This is a genomic window from Methylobacterium sp. 37f (genome assembly GCF_023093475.1).
Taxonomy (GTDB): Bacteria; Pseudomonadota; Alphaproteobacteria; order Rhizobiales; family Beijerinckiaceae; genus Methylobacterium.
In genome coordinates this window covers 68,997-90,927 of record NZ_JAGHKN010000016.1, presented here as the reverse complement: position 1 = coordinate 90,927, position 21,931 = coordinate 68,997, and the positions used below count along the sequence as shown (strand labels likewise).

At 71.7% G+C, this 21,931-nt stretch carries 21 protein-coding genes; 7 read left to right on the top strand and 14 right to left on the bottom strand.

The window, feature by feature from the left end; genetic code table 11:
• Positions 1 to 4: 4 nt before the first annotated feature.
• Positions 5 to 1,153 carry a homoserine O-acetyltransferase gene (locus tag J7U37_RS13105; protein WP_247636012.1) on the bottom strand — a complete coding sequence of 383 codons (1,149 nt, stop codon included), beginning with the start codon at positions 1,151 to 1,153 and terminating at the stop codon, positions 5 to 7.
• A 340-nt stretch (positions 1,154 to 1,493) separates the two neighbouring features.
• On the opposite strand from J7U37_RS13105, the gene J7U37_RS13100 reads away from it, so the two are divergent.
• From J7U37_RS13100 to J7U37_RS13085, 4 genes are all read left to right on the top strand, one after another.
• Positions 1,494 to 2,357 carry a chorismate mutase gene (locus tag J7U37_RS13100; RefSeq protein WP_056187475.1) on the top strand — a complete coding sequence of 288 codons (864 nt, stop codon included), beginning with the start codon at positions 1,494 to 1,496 and terminating at the stop codon, positions 2,355 to 2,357.
• Positions 2,358 to 2,444: 87 nt separating this feature from the next.
• On the top strand, positions 2,445 to 3,434 hold the full coding sequence (locus tag J7U37_RS13095; protein ID WP_247635995.1) for an Ldh family oxidoreductase: 990 nt from the start codon (positions 2,445 to 2,447) through the stop codon (positions 3,432 to 3,434).
• 225 nt (positions 3,435 to 3,659) lie between these two features.
• Positions 3,660 to 4,808 carry a histidinol-phosphate transaminase gene (locus tag J7U37_RS13090; RefSeq protein ID WP_247635994.1) on the top strand — a complete coding sequence of 383 codons (1,149 nt, stop codon included), beginning with the start codon at positions 3,660 to 3,662 and terminating at the stop codon, positions 4,806 to 4,808.
• Positions 4,809 to 4,845: 37 nt separating this feature from the next.
• The gene (locus J7U37_RS13085; protein WP_247636011.1) at positions 4,846 to 5,787 is read left to right on the top strand and encodes a prephenate/arogenate dehydrogenase family protein; all 942 of its coding nucleotides are present in this window, start codon (positions 4,846 to 4,848) and stop codon (positions 5,785 to 5,787) included.
• 27 nt (positions 5,788 to 5,814) lie between these two features.
• Here the strand turns inward: J7U37_RS13085 and J7U37_RS13080 are convergent, their stop codons facing one another.
• The 10 genes from J7U37_RS13080 to J7U37_RS13035 all read right to left on the bottom strand — a co-directional run bounded on the left by J7U37_RS13080 (position 5,815) and on the right by J7U37_RS13035 (position 16,214).
• Entirely contained in the window at positions 5,815 to 6,897 is a 1,083-nt protein-coding gene (locus J7U37_RS13080; RefSeq protein ID WP_247635993.1) for a DUF2125 domain-containing protein, read from the bottom strand.
• Positions 6,898 to 7,087: 190 nt separating this feature from the next.
• On the bottom strand, positions 7,088 to 7,534 hold the full coding sequence (locus tag J7U37_RS13075; RefSeq protein ID WP_056187485.1) for a hypothetical protein: 447 nt from the start codon (positions 7,532 to 7,534) through the stop codon (positions 7,088 to 7,090).
• Positions 7,535 to 7,646: 112 nt separating this feature from the next.
• Positions 7,647 to 8,456, bottom strand: coding sequence for a lysophospholipid acyltransferase family protein (locus tag J7U37_RS13070; RefSeq protein WP_247635992.1), 810 nt, complete (start codon positions 8,454 to 8,456; stop codon positions 7,647 to 7,649).
• Positions 8,457 to 8,565: 109 nt separating this feature from the next.
• A complete protein-coding gene (ggt, locus tag J7U37_RS13065) occupies positions 8,566 to 10,347 on the bottom strand; it encodes a gamma-glutamyltransferase (RefSeq protein WP_247635991.1) in 1,782 nt (593 codons plus the stop codon).
• Position 10,348: 1 nt separating this feature from the next.
• Complete coding sequence (locus J7U37_RS13060; protein ID WP_247635990.1) at positions 10,349 to 10,879, bottom strand: hypothetical protein; 531 nt, start codon at positions 10,877 to 10,879, stop codon at positions 10,349 to 10,351.
• Between the two features lie 3 nt (positions 10,880 to 10,882).
• Complete coding sequence (gene rlmN, locus J7U37_RS13055; RefSeq protein WP_056485588.1) at positions 10,883 to 12,172, bottom strand: 23S rRNA (adenine(2503)-C(2))-methyltransferase RlmN; 1,290 nt, start codon at positions 12,170 to 12,172, stop codon at positions 10,883 to 10,885.
• 147 nt (positions 12,173 to 12,319) lie between these two features.
• The gene (locus J7U37_RS13050) at positions 12,320 to 12,730 is read right to left on the bottom strand and encodes a hypothetical protein (RefSeq protein WP_247635989.1); all 411 of its coding nucleotides are present in this window, start codon (positions 12,728 to 12,730) and stop codon (positions 12,320 to 12,322) included.
• A gap of 88 nt (positions 12,731 to 12,818) precedes the next feature.
• Positions 12,819 to 13,532 (bottom strand): uracil-DNA glycosylase, encoded by a 714-nt coding sequence (locus J7U37_RS13045; RefSeq protein ID WP_056187500.1) that lies wholly within the window; start codon positions 13,530 to 13,532, stop codon positions 12,819 to 12,821.
• Positions 13,532 to 15,061, bottom strand: coding sequence for a bifunctional UDP-sugar hydrolase/5'-nucleotidase (locus J7U37_RS13040; protein WP_247635988.1), 1,530 nt, complete (start codon positions 15,059 to 15,061; stop codon positions 13,532 to 13,534). Before J7U37_RS13040 ends, J7U37_RS13045 begins: the two co-directional genes overlap by 1 nt.
• A gap of 196 nt (positions 15,062 to 15,257) precedes the next feature.
• Positions 15,258 to 16,214 carry a class I SAM-dependent methyltransferase gene (locus J7U37_RS13035; protein ID WP_056187506.1) on the bottom strand — a complete coding sequence of 319 codons (957 nt, stop codon included), beginning with the start codon at positions 16,212 to 16,214 and terminating at the stop codon, positions 15,258 to 15,260.
• 126 nt (positions 16,215 to 16,340) lie between these two features.
• On the opposite strand from J7U37_RS13035, the gene hemH reads away from it, so the two are divergent.
• From hemH to hisG, 3 genes are all read left to right on the top strand, one after another.
• Complete coding sequence (gene hemH / locus J7U37_RS13030) at positions 16,341 to 17,420, top strand: ferrochelatase (protein WP_056187510.1); 1,080 nt, start codon at positions 16,341 to 16,343, stop codon at positions 17,418 to 17,420.
• Between the two features lie 77 nt (positions 17,421 to 17,497).
• Positions 17,498 to 18,712 (top strand): ATP phosphoribosyltransferase regulatory subunit, encoded by a 1,215-nt coding sequence (locus J7U37_RS13025; protein WP_247635987.1) that lies wholly within the window; start codon positions 17,498 to 17,500, stop codon positions 18,710 to 18,712.
• On the top strand, positions 18,705 to 19,685 hold the full coding sequence (hisG, locus tag J7U37_RS13020; protein WP_056187525.1) for an ATP phosphoribosyltransferase: 981 nt from the start codon (positions 18,705 to 18,707) through the stop codon (positions 19,683 to 19,685). Before J7U37_RS13025 ends, hisG begins: the two co-directional genes overlap by 8 nt.
• 74 nt (positions 19,686 to 19,759) lie before the next feature.
• Here the strand turns inward: hisG and J7U37_RS13015 are convergent, their stop codons facing one another.
• The 3 genes from J7U37_RS13015 to J7U37_RS13005 are packed head-to-tail and all read right to left on the bottom strand — an operon-like array spanning position 19,760 to position 21,621.
• Positions 19,760 to 20,125, bottom strand: a complete 366-nt coding sequence (locus J7U37_RS13015) for a lysozyme inhibitor LprI family protein (RefSeq protein ID WP_247635986.1) — start codon at positions 20,123 to 20,125, stop codon at positions 19,760 to 19,762.
• A gap of 34 nt (positions 20,126 to 20,159) precedes the next feature.
• Positions 20,160 to 20,777, bottom strand: a complete 618-nt coding sequence (locus J7U37_RS13010) for a Maf family protein (protein ID WP_247635985.1) — start codon at positions 20,775 to 20,777, stop codon at positions 20,160 to 20,162.
• A gap of 13 nt (positions 20,778 to 20,790) precedes the next feature.
• Entirely contained in the window at positions 20,791 to 21,621 is an 831-nt protein-coding gene (locus J7U37_RS13005; RefSeq protein WP_056187538.1) for a pyruvate, water dikinase regulatory protein, read from the bottom strand.
• Between the last annotated feature and the right edge of the window lie 310 nt (positions 21,622 to 21,931).

Below are 21,931 nucleotides of genomic sequence, written 5' to 3'. Positions count from 1 at the left end.
CGCGTCACAGGCCGCGGGCCCGGGCGGCGGCGTCGATGAAGCCGCGCGCGGCGGCGAACATCACCGGTTCGTCGAGCAGGAAGGCGTCGTGGCCCTTGTCGCTCTCCACCTCGACGAAGGCGACGGGGGCCGAGGCGGCGTTCAGCGCGTGCACGATGGCGCGGGATTCCGAGGTCGGGAACAGCCAGTCGGAGGTGAAGGACATCACGCAGAACCGGGTCTTCGTCCCCTTGAAGGCGTTGGCGAGCACGCCGCCCGTGTCGGCAGCGAGGTCGAAGTAATCCATCGCCCGGGTGAGGTAGAGATAGGCGTTGGCGTCGAAGCGCTCGACGAAGCTGAGGCCCTGGTGGCGCAGGTAGCTCTCGATCTGGAAATCGGCGTTGAACGAGAAGGTCGGCGCCGAGCCGCCCTGGAAGCGCCGGCCGAACTTCCGGTGCAGGGCCGGCTCGGACAGGTAGGTGATGTGGGCGCCCATGCGGGCGACGCCGAGTCCCTTGGCGGGGCGGCTGCCGACTTCGAGGTAGCGCCCCTCCGCCCAGGCGGGATCGGCCATGATCGCCTGGCGCCCGACCTCGTGGAAGGCGATGTTCTGCGCCGAATGGCGCGGACCCGTGGCGATCGGCATCGCGGCGAAGACCCGCTCGGGGTAGCTCGCCGCCCATTGCAGCACCTGCATCCCGCCCATGGAGCCGCCGATGCAGAGGAACAGGTCGCGGATGCCGAGCCGGTCGAGCAGCATCGCCTGGGCGCGGACCATGTCGCGGATGGTCACCAGGGGAAAGTCGAGCCCGTAGGCCCGGCCGGTGTCCGGGTCGAGGGAGGCCGGGCCGGTGGAGCCCATGCAGGAGCCGACGACGTTCGAGCAGACGACGAAGTAGCGGTCGGTGTCGACGGGCTTGCCCGGCCCCACCAGGGTCTCCCACCAGCCGCGCTTGCCCGTCACCGGATGAGTGTGGGCGAAATGCTGGTCGCCGGTCAGCGCATGGCAGATCAGGACGGCGTTGGAGCGGTCGGCGTTCAGGGTGCCGGCGGTCCGGTAGGCGATCTGGAACGGCGCCAGCTGCACGCCGGCATCCATCGCCAGGGGCTCGTCCCGGCCGAACTGCGCCACCAGGCCCTGCGGTTCGCGGGCCTGCGACCCCTCCGCACCCATGCCATCGGCGCGCGCCGGTTCGTCTTCCGGCGTGCCTGGCTTGATGGCGGTATCCAGCGACATGGGCATGAACGGGTTAGGGCATGAACGGGTTGGAGGAGGCGGCGCGGCGATCCCTGAGGGCAGGAGCGGCGAAGGCCGGTATGGCATTCGCGCAGGGACCATGCGTCTCGTGGCTTTGAGGTAGTGTGCGGCCCCTCACGCGTCAACGAAAGGGCTCTGCTGCAACGCTCGGCTCTGGCCCTTCGGCCCGCGCGATCGTAGACCGGGCGGCGGTGACGGGGCGGCGAGACCCCGCCGCCGGTCGTTTCCTTCACCTCCGCACCCGCGCGAGCCCCGCATGCGCTTCACCACGAGACCCGCGCCGCCCCTCGACAACCTCGGCGACCTGCGTGCCGAGATCGACCGGATCGACGCCGAGATGCATGCCCTGCTGATCCAGCGCGGATCGATCATCGACCGGCTGATTACGGTCAAGCGCACCTCGGCCAGCGGCTCGGCCTTCCGGCCGGGACGCGAGGCCTCGATGATGCGGCGGGTGGCCGAGCGCCATCGCGGGCTGCTGCCGCTCGACACCGTGGAGGGCATCTGGCGGGTCATCATCGCCACCTTCACCTACGTGCAGGCGCCGTTCTCGGTGCATGCCGACATCTCCGGCGGGGACGCGCCGATGCGCGATTCCGCCCGCTTCCACTTCGGCTTCACGGTGCCCTATCGGCCGCACCCGACCTGCCTCGCGGTGATCGAGGCGGTGGCGGCCTCGCGCGGCGACCTCGGCGTCTTCCGCCTCGATCCCGACGGCTCGGGCGCCCCCTCCGACGCGGCGCCCTGGTGGGAGGGCCTCGTCGGGGAGGGCCGCCCCAAGGTCATCGCCCGCCTGCCCTTCATCGAGCGCCCCACCCACCCGGCCGGCACCCCGGTCTTCGTGGTGTCGAACCCCCTCGACGACCCGGCCGCAGCCCAGCGCGACTGGGTCCTGCACGCCACCCGCGTCGCGGCCTGGGAGCCGGACGCCGCCCGAGCCCTGCAGGATCTCTACGGCGAGGTCGTCGCCCGCGCCCCGCGCGGCGACGGACACGGCCTGCTCCTGGCCGTCCCGGGCGGCGTCGGCGCCCGCCAGCTGCACGAGGCGCTCACCCGCGCCGGGGCCGCGCCGGAAGCCCTCGACGAGATCGGCAGCCACGCCGCGCGTTTCCGGGTCTGAGGCGTTTTTCGGGTCCGAGGCGTTTTTCGGGTCCGAAGCGTTTTCGGACAGTCGCCGCCCCCCGCACCGACGGAGACCGTCACGGCCATGCCGATCCTCACCCTGGAGAACGCCCACGCCTGCGTGACGGAGGCGCTGGTCCGCTGCGGCACCGGTCCGGCGGCGGCGGAGAGCACCGCTCGCGCCCTGGTCGGGGCCGAGGCCGACGGCCTGGCGGGGCACGGCCTGTCGCGGGTGCCGGCCTATGCCGCGCAGGTCCGCGCCGGCAAGGTCGTGGGGCGGGCCGAGGTCGCGGTCGAGACCCCCCGGCCCGGCCTCCTCGCGGTGGATGCCGCGCACGGCTTTGCCTATCCGGCCCTCGATGCCGCCGTCGCCCATCTGCCCGCGATGGCACGCGCCCAGGGTATCGCCGCCGCCGGCATCCGGCGCTCGCACCATTGCGGCGCGGCCGGCCGCCCGGTGGAGGCCCTGGCCGAACAGGGCCTCGTCGCCCTCCTGTTCGCCAACACGCCCGCCGCGATGGCGCCGTGGGGCGGTGCGCGCGCCGTCTTCGGCACCAACCCGATCGCCTTCGCGGCCCCGGTGCCGGGCCGGGCCCCGATCGTCATCGACCTGTCCCTCTCGAAGGTGGCGCGGGGCGCCATCGTGACCGCCCGCCGGCGCGGCGAGACGCTTCCCGAGGGCTGGGCCCTCGACGCCGAGGGCCGGCCCACCACCGATCCCGACGCGGCCCTGGCCGGCACCATGGTGCCCCTGGGCGAGGCCAAGGGCACCGCCCTGGCGCTGATGGTCGAGATCCTGGCGGCCGGGCTGGTGGGGGCGCGCTTTGCCGGCGAAGCCTCCTCGTTCCTCGACGCGGCCGGCGACCCGCCCGGCACGGGCCAGCTCCTCATCGCCCTCGATGCCGGCGCCTTCTCGGCCGAGGCGGGATCGCGGTTCGCCCTGCTGGCCGAATCGATCGAGGCGCAGGACGGCGCCCGCCTGCCCGGAAGCCGGCGCCTCGCCCTGCGGGCGCGGGCGCGAACGGAGGGGCTCACCGTATCCGAGGCGCTGCTCGCCGAGATCGCGGCCGCCTGAGGCGACTCCGGCGCGCGTGAAACCCGGGTCGCCCTCCCGCCGGGATTCGACCGGGCAAGGATTTGGTGGGGCAAGGATTTGGCGGGGCCGGGATTTGGCGGGGCAGGGATATGCGGGGTCGGGATGGAACGCCCGATGCTCGCAAAGCCGGGCAAGCTTTGTTAGACGGACGCCAGCCCAGCCCCGGCGGCCTTCAGGTCTTCTGCTCCGATGTCCTCTGACACGATGTCTTCCGACACACTGTCTTCCCCCTCACCGTCATCCGCCGCGCCATCGCGTCCGGTGCCGCGTCCGGGCGTGCTCGCCATCGAGGCCTACGTGCCGGGCAAGAGTGGCGCGCCGGGCCTCGGCACGGTGCACAAGCTCTCCTCCAACGAGACGCCGCTGGGTCCGAGCCCGAAGGCGGTGGCGGCGATGCGGGCGGAAGCGGCCAAGCTCGAACTCTATCCGGAGGGCACGTCGCGGGTGCTGCGCGAGGCGATCGCCGCCCGCTACGGCCTCGATCCGGCCCGCATCGTCTGCGGCGCGGGCTCGGACGAGCTCCTGTCGTTCCTGGCCTATGCCTATCTCGGCGCCGGCGACGAGGGCGTGTTCACCGAGCACGGCTTCCTGGTCTACCGGATCGCCATCCTGGCCGCCGGCGGCACGCCCGTGGTGGTGAAGGAGCGCGACCTGCGGGCCGATGTCGACGCCCTGCTGGCGGCCGTGACGCCGCGCACCCGGATCGTCTACCTCGCCAACCCCAACAACCCGACCGGCACCTACCTGCCCTTCGACGCGGTCCGGCGCCTGCATGCGGGCCTGCCGCCGAACGTCCTCCTGGTCCTCGACGGGGCCTATGCCGAGTACGTGCGGGCGAACGATTACAGTGCCGGCCTCGACCTCGTGCTCGAGGCCAACAACGTCGTGATGACCCGGACCTTCTCGAAGATCCACGGCCTGGCGGCGCTCCGCATCGGCTGGATGGTGGGTCCCGCCGAGGTGGTCGACGCGGTCAACCGCATCCGGGGGCCGTTCAACCTGTCGGGCGCCGGCATCGCCGCGGGGGCGGCCGCCATCGCCGACGACGTGCACGTGGCGGCGGCTGTCGCCCACAACGACACCTGGCTCGCCCGGATGACGGAGGCGGTGCAGGGGCTCGGCCTCACGGTGACGCCGAGCGTGGCGAACTTCATCCTGATCCATTTCCCCGACGAGCCGGGGCGCAGCGCGGAGGCGGCCGATGCCTTCCTGTCCGCCCGGGGCGTCATCACCCGCCGGGTCTCGTCCTACGGGCTGCCGCACGCCCTGCGGGTCACCATCGGGGGCGAGGCCGGCAACGCCGCCTTCCTCGACGCCCTGACGGCCTTCGTGCGGGGCGAGACCGGTGCCTGACATCACGACGCCTGAGATCGACACGCCCGACGTCCACATTCCCAGCGTCGACACGCCAGGCATCGACACCCTGGCCATCGTCGGACTCGGGCTGATCGGCTCCTCGATCGCCCGCGGCGCCCGGCATTACGGCCTGGCCCGGCGCATCGTCGCCGTCGACCGCGATCCCGGCGTGCTGGAGCGGGTGCGGGCGCTCGCCCTCGCCGACGCGGTCACGGACGACCTCGCGACCGGCGTGGCCGAGGCCGACCTCGTCATCCTGTGCGTGCCGGTGGGCGCCGTCGGCGCGGTCGCCGAAATCATGGGACCCCACCTGAAGCCCGGCGCCATCGTGTCGGATGTGGGCTCGGTCAAGGCCTCGGTGGTCGCGGCCGTGGCGCCGCACCTGCCGGAGGGCGTCCATTTCGTGCCAGCGCATCCCGTGGCCGGCACCGAGTATTCCGGTCCCGATGCGGGGTTCTCGACCCTGTTCTCCGGGCGCTGGTGCATCCTCACGCCGGCCGAGGACACCGATCCGGCGGCGACCGCCCGGGTCCAGCGCTTCTGGGAGGGCCTGCGCGCCATCGTCGAGACGATGACGCCGGAGCATCACGACCTCGTCCTGGCGATCACCAGCCATGTGCCGCACCTCATCGCCTACAACATCGTCGGCACCGCCGCCGACCTGGAGGCGGTGACCCAGTCCGAGGTGATCAAGTTCTCGGCCGGCGGCTTTCGCGATTTCACCCGCATCGCCGCCTCCGACCCGACCATGTGGCGGGACGTGTTCCTGACCAACAAGGACGCGGTGCTGGAAATGCTGGGGCGCTTCAACGAGGATCTGGCAGCGCTGGCCCGCGCGATCCGCTGGGGCGATGGCGAGGCCCTGCACGACCTGTTCACCCGCACCCGCGCCATCCGCCGCGGCATCGTCGCCATGGGCCAGGAGACGGCGGAGGCCGATTTCGGCCGCGGCCGGCCGAACGACCCGGCGGCCTGAAGCGCCGCCGGCCCGGAATCCGGCCTCTCAGTAGAGCGGCGGCAGCTGCACGCCGGGGATCGGGAACGGGCCGAGCGTCACCCGCCCGTCACCAAGCCGCAGGGGCGGCAGGGGCTTGAGGGCATCGTCGGCCGAAGCCGCCACACCCGCCTCGGCGCTGGGTGGCGTGCGCCGGCCCATGAGCTGGCCCACGAGGCTGCCGATGAGCGCGCCCTTTTCCGCGCCGAAGCGTTGTCCCATGACCTGACCGACCAGGGCCTCGACGCCGGCCGCGCGCAGGTCGAGCTGGCCCTGCGGCCGGTGCTGCGCGTCGAGGTCGAGCCGTCCCTTGGCCTGGAGCCGGCGGTCGCCCTTGGCCAGCGACAGCAGAGCGAGGTCCAGGCTGCCGCCGGCCGCACGCCAATCCTCAAGCTCCCGGGCGACGGTGCCGGTACCGAGGGCGGTGGCGCGGTTCACCGTGGCGTCGAGGGCGAGATCGGCCGGATCGACGTTGCCGAGCGCCGCGTCGGCCAGGGGCAGGCGGATCCGGTTCACCCGCAGGCTGGTGTCGACGGCCCCCTCGGAGGCGAAGCGCCCCGGCGTCGGGCGGGCGTGGAATTCCAAGTGCCCGGTGTCGAAGTCGATCGGGTCCGCCCCGGCGCCGCGCACGGAGCCCTTGGCGTCGTTCGCCACCAGGGACGCCCGCACGAAGCCATCCGAGGCGCCGTGGAAGCTGCCCTCCAGGGAGGTCCAGGTGGCATCCGCCGTCAGGTCGCCCTGTTCCACGTGGAACGGGCCGCCGACCTCGAGGATGCCCTGGCGCGGCTGGTAGACCTGCACCACGGCGGTGACCGGCCCCAGGGTGAAGCGGCTGTCGGAGCGATCGAAGGCCAGGGAGGCGCAGCGCAGCTCGATCCGGAACGGATAGCCCGTGATGCTGCGATCGGCGCAGGTCCAGTTCCGTCCGTCGGCGGCTTCCCGGGCGAGCCACGCGTCCATCTCAGTCGTGGCCCGGTGGCGGATGTAGAACCAGCCGAGCGACCAGGCGGTCACCAGCACGGCGAGCAGGATGTAGAGGAGGAACAGCCCCTTGCGCGAGGGGGGGCGGGTCGGGGTCGGACTATGCGCCATCGCGTCTGGGTATCCTGCGCTCGCTTCACGGGATCGCGGCTCTCAGGGAGGCCGCCCGGATGCAAGGCTTGGCAGGGTTTCGGCGGCGAAAGCATGGCGGGGCCGTCATCCCGGCCCATCGGGTCTCGGCCGTCCCGCGTCGTGCGGGCCGGGCAGGCCACCCGTTTCCGGGCGACGGGCGACGCCGCGATCAGTTCGCGGCGTCGGCCCGCTGGTCGCTGCCGAGGTCGGCCACGATGGCCTCGCGCTCGGCCTCGTCCTCGGCGAGCCGATGGACATGCATCTCGGTGGCGCCCCTGTGGCGTGCCCGCGCGATCCAGTTGCGGTGCAGGCGCTCGCGCGGGCTCTGGCCGGCGGAGGCCACCGAGATCAGTTCGCCGACCCCGGACGCGTCGCGGCGCACGGCCATCACCACGGCCTCGCCCATGTCGTCGAGTTCCGGCTCCGCCAGTTCGTGGATGCCGACCACGTAGCGCCGACCGGACCGGCCGCGCCATGCGCTCAGCACCAGGGCAGGCGTCCCCCGCAGGCCGGCTGTCGTCCTCAGGCGTTCCTCGCGCACTTCCTGCCTCCGGGCTCGATCGTCCTTCAGGTCGCGAAGTGCGGCCGACCAGGACAGGGCTCTCTTGTTCGCCATTTGTTCCACATTAATCTTAACGTTTCGTTGGCGTCAAGCACGACGCCTCGACCTCCAATGAGATGGGGATGAGTGGAGTTATCCACAAGCCATACACAGGCCGGAGACGTCCTCAGGCGACGGGCGAACCCGTCCGGTCCACCCGTGTCCGAAGGTCGGGCTTGGATCCCGGACCAGCACCCGGAACGGGATGGCCGCCGGCTGCGAGTTCGGCCCGTCCGGCGGATTCCAGCGCGTCCGAGGCCGATTCGATTCGGTCCTGCACCAGTTCGAGGAAGCGGGGCCGATCCAGGCCGGGCGGGATCGGGGCCAGAAACTCGATCACCGACGTTCCGGGGCGCCGCACCAGCCGGTGGCGGGGCCAGTGCAGGCCCGTGTTGAGGGCGACCGGCAGGCACGGCACCCCGAGGGCCGCATACAGGTGGGTGATGCCGAGCTTGTAGGCTGGGGGGGCTCCGGGCGCGCGGCGCGTGCCTTCCGGGAAGATGATGAGCTGGCGGCCCGCCCGGATCGCGGCGGCGGCGGCCTCGTTCATCGTCGCCATGGCGCGGGCGCCCTTGCTGCGGTCGATGGCGACCATGCCGGCACGGGACAGGTACCAGCCGATCAGCGGAATCCAAAGCAGCTCGCGCTTGAGGATGTAGGCGAAATCCGGGAAGGCGGTGACCAGCGCCAGGGTCTCCAGGGCCGATTGATGCTTGGCCGCCACCAGGAGGGGACCGGGCGGGATGTTCTCGACGCCGCGGAACTCCACCCGGACGCCGCCGAGCACGCGCAGCAGCCACAGGGTGACGCGGCCCCAGACCTGCGCCAACCGGATCACCGCCCGGCGGGAGACGAGGGTCGGCAGGCCGGCGATCGCGATGATCGTGGTGGCGACGTAGAAGGCGAGGTTGAACGCGAGCGAACGAACGAGAAGCATCGGGAACCCGGATGAGACACCCCGGAACGGGGCGCGGCCCGACTCTCCTGTAGCGCGCAGTGCGGCCGCAGGCCAACCGAGGCTGGGTGGTCCCAGGTCGCCCCGGTGCTCAGTAGCCGTCGGCCAGGGTGCCGCGCTGGCGTGGATCGGCGGCGCCGGCGAGGAGGCCGTCGGCGGCCTGGATCGAATTGGCCGAGCCGGAGGTGGCCCCGACCTTGATCCGGTGTCCGCGCGCCCGCAGGAGCGCCAGGGTGTCGGGCGACAGGCCCTCCTCGGCCATCAGCACGTCCGGCTGCCACTGGTGGTGGATGCGCGGGGCGGCGACCGCCTCGGCGAGGTTCATGCGGAAGTCGAGGACGTTGACGATGACCTGCAGCACCGTCGAGATGATGCGGCTGCCGCCGGGACTGCCGGTCACCAGAACGAGGCGGCCGTCCCGGAACACGAAGGCGGGGGTCATGGAGGAGAGCGGTCGGGCGCCGGGCGCCACCGCGTTGGCGACGCTGCCGACGAGGCCGTAGGCGTTGCGGGCGCCGGGCTTGGCCGAAAAGTCGTCCATCTCGTTGTTCAGGAGCACGCCGGTGCCCTCGGCCACCAGGCCGATCCCGTAGGAGAAGTTCAGCGTGGTGGTGTTCGAAACCGCGTTGCCGGCTCCGTCCACCACCGAGAAATGGGTGGTCTGGTCGGATTCGAAGGGCAGGGGATCGCCGGCCTTCACCGCGTCGGCGGGCCGGGCGCGGGCCGGGTCGATGCCGGCCCGCAGGCCCGCCGCGTAGGGCTTGGCGATCAGCCCCTCCACCGGGACCTGGGTGCGGGCCGGATCGCCGAGCCAGGTGGCGCGGTCGGCATAGGCCGGCTTCATCGCCTCGGCCAGGACGTGGAGGGCGTCGGCGCTGCCCGCGCCCATGCGAGCGAGGTCGAAGCCCTCCAGCACGTTGAGGATTTCGATCAGGTGGATGCCGCCCGAGCTCGGCGGCGGCATCGACGCGATGGCGTAGCCCCGGTAGGTGCCGCGCACCGGCTCACGGAGGACGGGGCGATAGGCGGCGAGGTCCTCGGCCGTCATCACGCCGCCGGCCGCCTGCACGGAGGCGGCGATGCGCGCGGCGATGGGGCCGGTGTGGAACGCGTCCGGGCCGGATGCCGCGATGGCCGCGAGGGTGTCGGCGAGATCGGTCTGGACCAGACGGTCGCCGCGCTGAAGGGGTTTGTCGCCGGCAAAGAAGATCGTTCGCGAGGACGGCCAGCGGCCGAGCAGCCCAGCGGCGCGGGGCAGCGAATCGGCGAGACCCGACTCCACCGGAATGCCGTCGCGGGCAAGTTTCTCCGCCGGGGCGATCAGCGCGGCCAGGGTGAAGCGGCCCGAACCGTAGAGACGATGCGCCTCGGCCAGGCCCCGCACGGTGCCGGGCACGCCCACCGCCTTGCCGGTGCGGGTGGAGGCGGCGCGGTCGGGCTCGCCCCCGGCATCGAGGAACATGTCCGAGCGGGCTGCGGCCGGAGCGGTCTCGCGATAATCGAGGGCGATGGTCTCGTCGCCCTCCGCCCGGTGAATCATCATGAAGCCGCCGCCGCCGAGATTGCCGGCGCGCGGCAGGGTGACGGCGAGGGCGAAGCCCACCGCCACGGCGGCGTCGACGGCATTGCCGCCGGCCTTCAGGATCTCGACGCCGACGCGGGTGGCCCGCGCCTCCTGCGACGCGACCATGCCGTGGGCGCCCAGCACCGGCAGCAGGCGGGCGTCGTCGGACTGGATCGGCGGCGGCTCGGGTGTGGCCTGCGCGGCGCCGGACTCCCCAACGGTCCCCTGCGCCAAACCCTGTTGCACCGCGCCAGGCCCCGAGGCGGCGAGGACCAGGGCGAGGCCGAGGCGCGAAGGGGTGAGCCGCATGTCAGGCACGTCCGTTGTCGCGGTCGGAAGGGGCGCCGGAAAGGACGCCGGAAGGGACGCCAGAATGCCGGCCGGCGATCAGCCAGTACACGAGGCCGGAGGCGGCGCCGGTGAGGAACAGCACGGCGGTGATGCGACCCTCCAGGGCCAGCGCCTCGGAGCCCGTCACGGGCCGCGACAGGCCGCGGGCCAGCCAGGGCAGGCAGGCGGTGAGGAGGCCGGTGCCGGCGCCGTACCAGGTGGCGGCGCGCCAGTGGAGGACGGTGCCGAGGATCGCCACCAGCACGGGCGGCACCACGAGGAGCACGAACAGCGCGCGGGCGATGGCGGCCAACGCGAACAGCAGGGTCTCGGGGCCGATGCCCGAGGCGAGGTCGGTCAGGCCCGCGAAGAGGCCGACGAGGCCGAGGCGCGACAGGGCCGCGCTGGTCTCCGGGTCGAGCATCGCTCCGAGGGCCAGGATGGCGGCCCCGCACGGGATCGCCAGCACCAGCGCCAAAGCGGCGACGAAGAGCTGCCCGAGGAGACGCACCCGTCAGTCGTCGTCGCCGTCGTCGGCTCCCGCATAGACGCCCTCGGCGCCGATGCCATCCTCCAGCATCATGCGGGCGCGGGCCCGTAGCTTCTCGGTCTCGCTCTTGAGCTGCCCGCAGGCGGCGAGGATGTCCCGGCCGCGCGGCGTGCGGACCGGCGACGCGTAGCCGGCTTCATAGACGATCTCGGAGAAGCGCTCGATGCGCTCCCAGTCCGAGCATTCGTAGATGCTGCCCGGCCAGGGATTGAACGGGATCAGGTTGATCTTGGCCGGGATGCCCTTGAGCAGGCGCACCAGCTCGCGCGCATCCGCGTCGGTGTCGTTGATGCCCTTCAGCATCACGTATTCGAAGGTGATGCGGCGGGCGTTGTTCAGGCCCGGATACGACCGGCAGGCGGCCAGCAGCTCGGCCAGGGGATATTTCCGGTTAAGCGGCACCAGGGTGTCGCGCAGGTCGTCGCGCACCGCGTGGAGCGAGATCGCCAGCATGGCATGGGCCTCGTCGCCGAGGCGCTGCATCTGCGGCACGACGCCGGAGGTCGAAACGGTGATGCGCCGGCGCGAGAGCCCGAGGCCCTCCTGGTCGGCCATGACGCCGACGGCATCGACGACGTTGTCGAGATTGTACAGGGGCTCGCCCATGCCCATGAAGACGATGTTGGTGACCTTGCGCCGGGTCTCGTCCTCGCCGGGGGCGGTGGGGTTCTGCCCGGCCCAGTCGTTGAGATGGTCGCGGGCCACGACGAGCTGCGCCGTGATCTCGGCCGCCGTCAGGTTGCGCACGAGGCGCTGGGTGCCGGTGTGGCAGAACGAGCAGGTGAGCGTGCAGCCGACCTGGCTCGAGACGCAGAGGGTGCCGCGCCCGCGCCCCGGGATGTAGACGCACTCGATCTCGGCGCCGCGATTGTGGTCGTGCTTGCCGGTGGGCGCCATCCGCATCAGCCACTTGCGGGTGCCGTCGCGCGACACCTGCTCGGTGATCACCTCCGGCCGGTCGAGGGTGTAGGCCTCGGCAAGCTGAGCCTTCAGGCCCTTGCCGACATTGGTCATGTCGTCGAAGGCCTTGGCGCCGCGCACGTTGAGCCAGTGCCAGATCTGGCCCGAGCGCATGCGCTGCTCGCGTTCGGAGACGCCGATGGCCCCGAGCCGGGCCTTCAGCTGCTCGCGGGTGAGCCCCACGAGGGAAGCCCGCCCGAGCGGGGCCGCCTGCGGCTCGAACTCGGGCAGCTTCTCGATTGCGGAAACGGCGCTCGCGTCGCGCCGGGCGGTGTCGAACGACGCCGTCGCCATGATGGACTGAACCTTCGGACTTGGAATAGGTCCGATATAGGCGATTCAGGGCCGAAACGCGAATGCGGGTGAGGTCTGTGCCGGGATCATAACCGGCGACCCCGCCTCCGTGCCCCGTCAACCGACGTCTATGAACCGGCAAACAATCTATTGCGCCGGCTTGGTTTCCGGTGCCGCTGCCGGAGGCGCTTCGGCCGAGGCCGGCAGCAGAACGTTCTTGGTGATGGTGCCCTCGGGGCCGTACTCGCCGGCCACGGCGAGGCAGGCTTTCTCGCGGTTGAGCTGCATCTGGTTCGACATCAATGCGAAGATGGTCTGGACCCGTCCGCCGAAGGGTCCGCGCGGACCGACATCGGCCGCGCGCACGTTCTGCTTCTCCAGCAGCGCATCGAACTCCTCGGTGCCGATGCGATAGCCGCAGACGTTGGACGCGGCGAAGATGTAGGCGGCGAATTCCAGCGCCCGCGGCGACGGCGCGTTGCGGATCTGGGCCTGGGCGGAGGCCGGCAGCAGGAGGCACGCGGCGAGGCCGGCGGCCGACAGGGAACGGACGAACATGGGCGGGTTTCCTCGATCGCGGATTCTTAAGCTCCGCTTAGAGGCGTGAGATAGATCGCGCCGGCCCGTCGTCAAACCGCACGGCGGTTCAGGGGAGCCGCCAGTCGATCGGCGCGAGGCTGTGCGCCTCGAGCCAGGCATTGGCGGCGTCGAAGGGCCGGGACCCCGGAAAATCCCGCGCCCGGTTGAGCGGGGAGGGATGGCCCGACGCGATGACGCCGTGGCGCTCGCCGTCGATCAGCGCGGCCCGGGCGCGGGCCTGTGCGCCCCAGAGCAGGAACACGGCGGGCTGCGGGCGGGCGGAGATCGCCGCCACCGCCTGATCGGTGAGGGCGGACCAGCCGTAGCGCAGGTGGGCGCCGGCCTTGCCGGCCTCCACCGTCAGCGCGGCGTTGAGGAGGAGCACGCCTTGCCGGGCCCAGGGCGTCAGGTCTCCGCTCCGGGACCGGCTCGATTCCGTGGACGGTCCGGTGCCCGGCGGCAATTCGGCCAGGATCACCTTGAGCGAGGCGGGCAGCCGGCGGGGACCCACATACGAGAAGGCGAGGCCGTTGGCGTCGCCGGGGGTCGGATAGGGGTCCTGGCCCAGGATGACCGCCTTGACCCGATCCAGGGGCGTCAGCGCGAGGGCGTTGAAGATGGCGTCCGGGGCCGGCAGCACGGTGGCGCCCGCCTTGATGCGGGCATCCACCCGGGCGGCGACCGCCTCGGCGGAGCCGTCCGCGAAGAACGGCAGGGCGAGCCAGGGCGAACCGGAGCTTCGGAACCGGGCGAGGGCGTCGGCGACGGGGGTGTCGGGCATCAGCGGGCCAGGATGCGCCCCTCGGTCGGGGCGGGGAGCGGGGCGTTGGCCCGGATATAGGCCATGACCTCGTTGGCCACGAGCTTGCCGTCGGTCCGCCCGATCAGGGTGCGGCCGCGCGCCAGTTCGCCGTAGCCGTTGCCGCCGTCGTACAGGAAGTTGTTCGACGCGACCGTGTAGGTCGCCTCCGGCGCCAGGGTCCGTCCGTCCACGGTCAGGTCGACGATCCGCCTCCCCGCCGGCGCGGCGGGATCGAGGGTGACCACGAGGCCGGAGACCTGCGGGAAACGGCCCGCGGGGCGGCCCCAGTCGGACAGCGCGCCTTCGAGGAGGCGATGAATCTGGGCACCGCTGAGGTCCACGAGCACGACGGTGTTGCCGAAGGGCAGTTCGGTGAGGATGTCGCGGCGGGTCAGCGTCGCCCCCGCCGGATAGACCCGGTTGCCCCGGATGCCGCCGCCATTGGTGATGGCGATCGCGGCACCGGTGGAGGCCCGCATCGCGTCGGCCACGAGGCTGCCGAAGCTCGCCTCATGCGCCCGCACCGTGGCGATGCGGCTGTCGAGGGGACCGCGAATCTCGCCCACCGGGACGTCGAGTTCCCGCGACAGGGCAGCTTCGAGGCGGCGCACCACGGCCTGGGTCTCGGGATCGGGGACCACCTGGGCCGAGTCGTGGACCCGGAAGCTCGGGCGCCAGGCAACGCTGCGGGTCTTGCCGGTTCCGGTCACCGTCGCGGTGACGTCGATGGCCGTGACGTAATGGGCGTCGAAGCTCGATTCCACCATCACGGTCTGGCCGTCGTAGCGCAGCATCAGGTCGTGGTCGTGGCCCGAGAGCAGGATGTCCACCAGGCGCGCCGCCACGATGGCGTCGTCCGTGGGCCGGGCCGTGTGGCAGACCCCGACCACGAGGTCGACGCCCTCGGCGCGCAGGGCCTGGACCTCGCGGGACAGGGTTTCGATCTCGGGTCCGAAGCGCAGGTCGCCCGATTGCGATTTCTCCGGCGTGCTCGCAAGCGCGATGCCGACCACGCCGACCCGGATGCCGCCGAGGGTGACCACCATGCGGTCGCGCAGGCCGGGGAGCGGCCGGCCCGCCCCGTCGCGCAGGTTGGCGGCGAGCGTCGGGAAGGTCGCCTCGCCGATGCGCTGGGCGAAGACCGCCGGGCCGAAATCGAATTCGTGGTTGCCCGGCACGAACACGTCGGGCGGTGCGAGGTTGAGGAGTTCGACGATGTGGGCGCCGCGATCGAAGCCCGACATCAGCGAGGGCGAGAGGGTGTCGCCCGCATGGGCGTAGAGCATCGGCACCCCCCGCGCCCGCTCGGCCTTCACGATGGCGGCCAGCCGCGCGAAGCCGCCTCGGCCGTCGATGTCGGCCATCTGGTAGACGTCGTTGACGAGGAGCAGGGTGAAGGTCGGATCGGGCAGCGAGGCAGGAACAGGGGCAGCTACGGCCGGGCCGCTCAAGCCGGCGGCGAGGCCCATTCCGAGGCCGAAGGTCTGGCGGCGGTTGGGGCTCGGCATGGGGTCGTCCTGGCGGCATCGCGGGCGGCCCGGCGGAAGACCGCCGTCCGATCGGTTTTCTAGGCCGCCATCGATGATCCCGCTATGACGGTCGGGGCCGAGCCCGCGAGGATCGCGCGCGACTGTCACGGCCGCGCGCTCGTTTCGGACAGGTGAATCTTCGGGGAAGGTGGATCGAGGCTCTGCCCGCGCGGCCTCAGCGCGACACGAAGGTGTCGCGAACGGCCTTGGCGTTGCGGCGGACCATGGGCCAGAGCCAGGCGCCGGAGGCGAGGAAGACGCCCGGCGGCATCGGCTTCAGTTCCACCGCGAGGCGCTCGGCGAGGCCGGGGCAGGCCAGCGCCACGGGGGGGGCATCGGTCTTGCGGTAGACCACCGCGGTGTTCTCGCGCGGGTAATCCGGATGGGGCACGAGGCCGGACCGGCGGGCGTTGAGGTCGAAGGTCTCGCGCACGAAGCCGTGGACATGGGCGAAGTGGAAGCGCTCATGCGCCGGCTTGCCGGTAGTGGCCATGTCGGGCACGGCGGCGAAGAGAACGCCGTCCGGCTTCAGCCAGCGGGCCAGACGCTCCATCACGTCGGCGGGGTCGCGCAGGTGCTCCAGCACGTGCCGCGTCGTGACGACGTCGAAATACCCCTCGGGGAAGCGCGCATCCTCGTCGGCGTCGTCCAGCACCTCGACGCCGTGATGGGCGCGGGCGTAGTTGGCGTAGTCGCGCCCCGGCTCGACACCGATCGCCTCGCAGCCCTTGGCGCGGGCCTCGGCCAGGAACTCGCCCGATCCGGAACCGAAATCGAGCACGCGGGCACCCGGCTTCAGCTTGGGCGCCAGGAGGCCGGCGCGGAAGGCGGCCTCGCGGGCGGAGCGCTTGAGGTGGACGCGGGGCGGGCCGCCCGCGAAGGCGAGCTGGTAATCGGCGCGGTAGGCGTTGGCGTAGTAATCCGACAGCTCGGCCGGGGTGGGCATCGGGTCGGTGCGGATCAGGCCGCACTGGCGGCAGGCGATGGAACGCAGGATCTTCAGCCGCCGGTCGCTCTCGGCCACCACCACCGATTCCGCCGATCCGCAAAGATTGCAGGCGGTCGGTCCTCCCGTATAGGGATAGCCCGTGAAGGGCATGAAGTGGTTGAAGAAGTACCGGGGAGACGGCATGTCGCGCCTTCATCCATCGCGTGATCGCTGGAAGGCTCCGTGCTCTAGATCGATATGGGCACCGACACAACCTGTCCCCATCTGCGCCCCCCTCGAGCCCGGCTGCCCGGGCGTTACGGAAACCCGATGAACGAACGCGTCGCACCGCCGTCCCCGCAGGAGGGCCTGTCGCTCCCGACCACCGCCACGCACGCGCCCCTGCCGGCCGAGCATCCGCCGGTGCGCTGGGGTCGGGTCGGCGTGCTGCTGATGAACCTCGGGACGCCCGAGGGCACGAGCTACTGGCCGATGCGCCGCTACCTCAAGGAATTCCTGTCCGACCGCCGCGTCATCGAAGTGCCGCGCCTGATCTGGTGGCCGCTCCTCAACCTCATCATCCTGACCAAGCGGCCGGGGCCGAAGGGCCGCGACTATGCCAGCGTGTGGAACAACGAGCGCAACGAGGGCCCGCTGAAGACCATCACGCGGGGCCAGGCCGAGCGGCTGCAGGCGGCGATGGGTGATTCGGTGGTGGTCGACTGGGCCATGCGCTACGGCAAGCCGGAGGTGCGCCTGCGCATCCAGGCCCTGCTCGACCAGGGCTGCGATCGCATCCTGCTGGTGCCGCTCTACCCGCAATACGCGGCCGCGACCTCGGCCACCGCCTGCGACCAGGCCTTCAAGGCCCTGATGCAGATGCGCTGGCAGCCCACGGTCCGGGTCTCGGCCCCGTATCACGACGACCCGGTCTACATCGACGCGATGGCGACCTCGATCCGCGAGGGCCTGGCCAAGCTCGATTTCGAGCCCGAGGTGATCCTGACCTCGTTCCACGGGGTGCCGAAGAGCTACCTGCTCAAGGGCGATCCCTACCATTGCCAGTGCGTGAAGACCGGCCGCCTGATCCGCGAGGCCCTGGGCTTCTCGACCGACAAGATGCGCACCACCTTCCAGTCGCGTTTCGGCAACGAGGAATGGCTGCGGCCCTATACCGACGAGACCGTCCAGACCCTCGCCAAGAGCGGCGTCAAGCGTATGGCGATCGTGGCCCCCGGCTTCACCGCCGATTGCCTCGAGACGCTGGAGGAGCTCGACGGCGAGAACCGCCACTATTTCGAGGACAATGGCGGCGAGCAGTTCGCCTACATCCCCTGCCTCAACGACAGCGATCTCGGCATGACGGTGATCGAGACCGTGGTCCGGCGCGAATTGCAGGGCTGGCTCTAGATCGCGCGGCGCCGGGGCCATCGCCAAGCGCCGAGTCGGTTGCTACTAGAGCCCCCGATGAGGCGGCAGGCGACACGATGACCAGACCGGAGGCAGGCGGGGGAACCGCGGGCGAACAATCGCAGGATCACCTGCGCCTGCTCACCCATTTCCAGGGCGCCGGCTACGGCGTCGTGACGCCGCCGGTGCTGCAGCCGGTGGAGCCGTTCCTGGAACTGTCGGGCGAGGACATCCGCCGACGCATCTTCGTGACCCAGGACGCCTCGGGCAGCGAACTCTGCCTGCGGCCGGAATTCACGATCCCCGTGTGCCGCCACCATCTCGCGCACACGCCGAAACTCTCGGCACCCACAGGCGCCTCGTCGCCCGCACCCACGGCCCCGCGCAGCGCCGATTACAGCTATCTCGGGCCGGTCTTCCGGCTGGCCGGCGACGAGCCCGACGAGTTCCTCCAGGCCGGCATCGAATCGGTCGGGCGCACCGACACGCCGGCCGCCGATGCCGAAGTGATCGGCCTCGCCCTGGAAGGTCTCGCCTTGCTCGGACGCCCGGACGTCGCCGTCCGCCTCGGTGACATGGGCCTCATCGACGCGCTGCTCGACGCCCTCGCGGTGCCGCCGACCGCCAAGCGCCGCACCCTGCGGGCGCTCGCGGCCGGGCGCTCCCTCGATGCCGTCACCAACGGCCTGCGCACCGAGGACCCGCATGCCGGCCTCCTCGCGGCGATCCAGGGCCAGGACCCCCAGGGCGTACGCGCCTTCGTGGAGGACGTGCTGTCGATCGCCGGGATCTCGCGGGTCGGCGGCCGCAGCGCCGGCGAGATCGCCGAGCGCTTCCTCGCCAAGGCGGCCGCGCAGGCCAGCGGCGGCTCCGGTCTCAACCCGGAGAACCGGGCCGTGGTCGAGCGCTATCGCGCCATCGAGGGCGACCCCGACACCGCCGCCGCCGCCATGCGCGACCTCGTCCGCGAGGCCGGCCTGGACCATCCCCCGTTGGAGGCGGCGCTGGAGCTGTTCGAGGAGCGCACCGGCTTCATGGCCGCCCGCGGCCTGCCCGTCGCGCGTTTCCGGTTCTCCGGGGGCTTCGCCCGCAACCTCGACTACTACACCGGCTTCATCTTCGAGGGCACGGCGCCCGGTGCGCCGAAGCTGCCGCTCGTCGGCGGCGGGCGCTACGACGGCCTGCTCCAGCATCTCGGAAGCCCCGTGCCGGTCCCCGCCGTCGGCTGCGCCGTCTGGCTCTCGCGGGTCGCCGCGGACGCCGCAACCGTGAAGGAGGCAGCCCGTGGCTGAACCGGATTCCCTCGTCCTCGCGGTTCCCTCCAAGGGCCGGCTGCAGGAGAACGCCGCCGCCTTCTTCGCCCGCGCGGGCCTCAAGCTGGCGCAGAACACCGGCGCCCGCGACTATCGCGGAAAGCTCGTCGGGGTGCCCGGCGTCGAGGTGCGCTACCTCTCGGCCTCCGAGATCGCGGCGCAGCTCGCCAGCGGCGCGGCGCATCTCGGCATCACCGGCGAGGACCTGATCCGCGAGTCGCTGCCCGACGCGCGCGGCCAGGTCGAGCTGCTGACGCCGCTCGGCTTCGGACAGGCCACGGTGGTCGTCGCCGTGCCGCAGGCCTGGATCGATGTCCGCGCCATGAGCGACCTCGACGAGGTCGCCGCCGAGATGCGGGTCCGCCACGGCAAGCGCCTGCGCATCGCCACCAAGTACATCAACCTCACGCGCCGGTTCTTCGCCGAGCACGGGGTCGCGGATTACCGCATCGTCGAGAGCCTGGGCGCCACCGAGGGCGCGCCGGCGGCGGGTTCGGCCGAGATCATCGTCGACATCACCACCACGGGTGCGACGCTGGCCGCCAACGCCCTCAAGATCCTGGAGGACGGGATCATCCTGCGCTCGGAGGCGAACCTCGTCGCCTCCCTCAACGCCCCCTGGGGCGAGCCCCAGCGCCGGGCCCTGCGGGCGGTGCTCGGCCGCATCCAGGCGGAGGAACGGGCCCGCACCACCCGCGAGGTCCGGGCCGCCATGCCGGACGACGGCGACATCGATCTCGCCGGCATCGCCGCCCTGCACGATGCCGAACTGCCCTACGGCGCCCCCGAGGGGCGTGGCGAGATGGTGCTGCACTGCCCCGTCGACGCGGTGTTCGAGCTCGCCGACGCCCTGGTCAAGGCCGGGGCCGGAGCCGTGAACGTGCGCAAGATCGACTACGCGTTCACCCCCGACAACCCGCTGATGGACCGTTTGCTGAGCCGGCTCGGATAGGAATTTCGCCGGCTTTCTTTTCATACTCGGCGGGCTTTTCACGCTCGGCGGGTTTGCCCGCCCGCCCGTGCTCGCTACAGCGGCCCCTGCTTGGCGAATTCCGAAAACACCGCCCGCAGGGTCTTGAGCCGGCCTTCATAGGCCTGCTTCAGACAAGCGACGTCGCCGCCGCAGGTGCGGCGCTCGGTGAGCCAGGTTTCCTGGTCCTCGCGCAGCTTGGCATTGCCGCCCATCGGCAGCATGGCCCGCAGGATCTCGAAACGGGTGGCCATCTCCACGTCGAGGTCGTTGAGGGACAGGTGGGCGCAGATCGCCTTCTCGTCGGCGGCCTCGGCCTTCTCGCAGGGAAAGCTGGCGGCCGAGGCGGGGGCCGCCGCCAGCGTGAGGGGCAGGGCGCCGAAGCGCAGGGCCTTGAGGAGAGGGCGGACGGTCGCAAACATGGTGGCCTCGCGCGGTCGGTGGATCGAGGAATCGTCAGAAACCCAGCAGCCCCCGGGCGCGCAGCCGCGCCAGGAGCGGCAGCAGCGGCAGGCCGAGGATCGTCGAATGGTCGCCGGCGATCGCGGAGAACAGGTGGATGCCGAGGCCTTCGAGCTGGTAGCCGCCGACGCTCGACCGGATTGTGTCCGGCCCGGCGCCGTCGACATAGGCGGCGATCTGCGCCGCCGTGAGGGGCCGCATGGTCAGGCGCGCCGTCTCCACGAAGGTTTCGACCACCCCGCCGTCGATGGCCAGCGCCACCGCCGAATGCAGCGCGTGGGTGCGCCCGGCGAGGCGGCCGATCTGGTCGCGGGCAGCGGCCGGGTCCGCCGGCTTGTGAAACAAGGTGCCGTCGCAGGCGAGGACCTGGTCCGCCCCGACCACCACGCGCGATGGCCGGCGCGCAGCGACCGCGCCCGCCTTGGCCTCGGCGAGGCGCCGGGCCAGGTCGTCCGGGGCGAGCCCGGCCGCTTCTGCCTCCACCGCGCGCTCGTCGACGCCGGGGTTTTCCGTCTCGACCGCCAGTCCCGCGCCGTCGAGGAGGCCGCGCCGCGTCGGGCTGGTGGAGGCGAGGAGGAGGGGCAGGGCCCCGCGCCACAGGGAACTCGTCATGCGGGGCAGCCCCTCAGGAGGCGATGAACTTGAGGCGGTGCTCGCGGTGCAGGTCGAGGATGGCCGCGGCCGTCTCCTCGATGGAGCGCCGGGTCACGTCGATGGTCGGCCAGCGGTGCTTGGCGCAGAGGCGGCGGCAGGCGGCGATCTCGTCGGCCACCGCGCTGCGGTCGACATAGAGCGAGGAATCGTCGGCCTTCAGGCTGAGGAGCCGGTTCTGGCGGATCTGGACGATGCGTTCCGGGCTGGCGAGCAGCCCGACCAGGAGGGGTTTTCGCGCCGTCTCCAGGGTTTCGGGCAGGGGCATGCCGGGCACCAGGGGGAAGTTCGCGGTCTTCAGCCCGCGATTGGCGAGGTAGATCGCGGTCGGCGTCTTCGAGGTGCGGCTGACCCCGACGAGGATGACGTCGGCCTCGTTGACGTCGAGCGGCAGGTTGCCGTCGTCATGGGCCAGGGTGAAGTTCATCGCGTCGATGCGCTTGAAGTACTCGGCGTTGAGCATGTGCTGCGCGCCGGGCCGGGCCGTCGAATCCGCCCCCAGATAGGATTGCAGCAGCGCATGCACCGGCTGCAGCACCGAGAGGCAGGGCGAGCCGGTCTCGCGGCAGGCCGCCTCCAGCCGCTCGGTCAGGTCGTGGCCGACGAGGGTGTAGAGCACGAGGCCGGGAGCGGCCTCGATCTCGGAGATCACCCGCTCGAGCTGCGGGGCGGAGCGCACCAGCGGATAGACGTGCTCGATGGCCGAGACGCCCTCGTACTGGGCGGCGGCCGCGCGGCCCACGTTGATGAGCGTCTCGCCGGTGGAATCCGACACGAGATGCAGGTGGAAATAACTACGGCTCATCGAAGGGCTGTCTCCTCCGGCCTGAGGTCCAGGATGCATGACGATCACCCGTCATGGTCTTGTCCACCGGGCTCGGTCAGGGGAGTCGATAAGGGTGGATAAGCTGGCTTGCCCGAAGGGTCCAGCGGGGGCCCGGGTCGTGTTGTCGACTCCGGCGTCAACACCCGATCACACCGGCGCGATTCCCGCGCGGTTTTGGGAGAATCCGGGACCGAAGCCCGGTCGGGCGCCGCCGGGCAGGGGCAAGGCACTGTAGGCCATCACCTATCCCGAACATTGGACCCAATCCGTTAAAGCCTGATTAACGCCG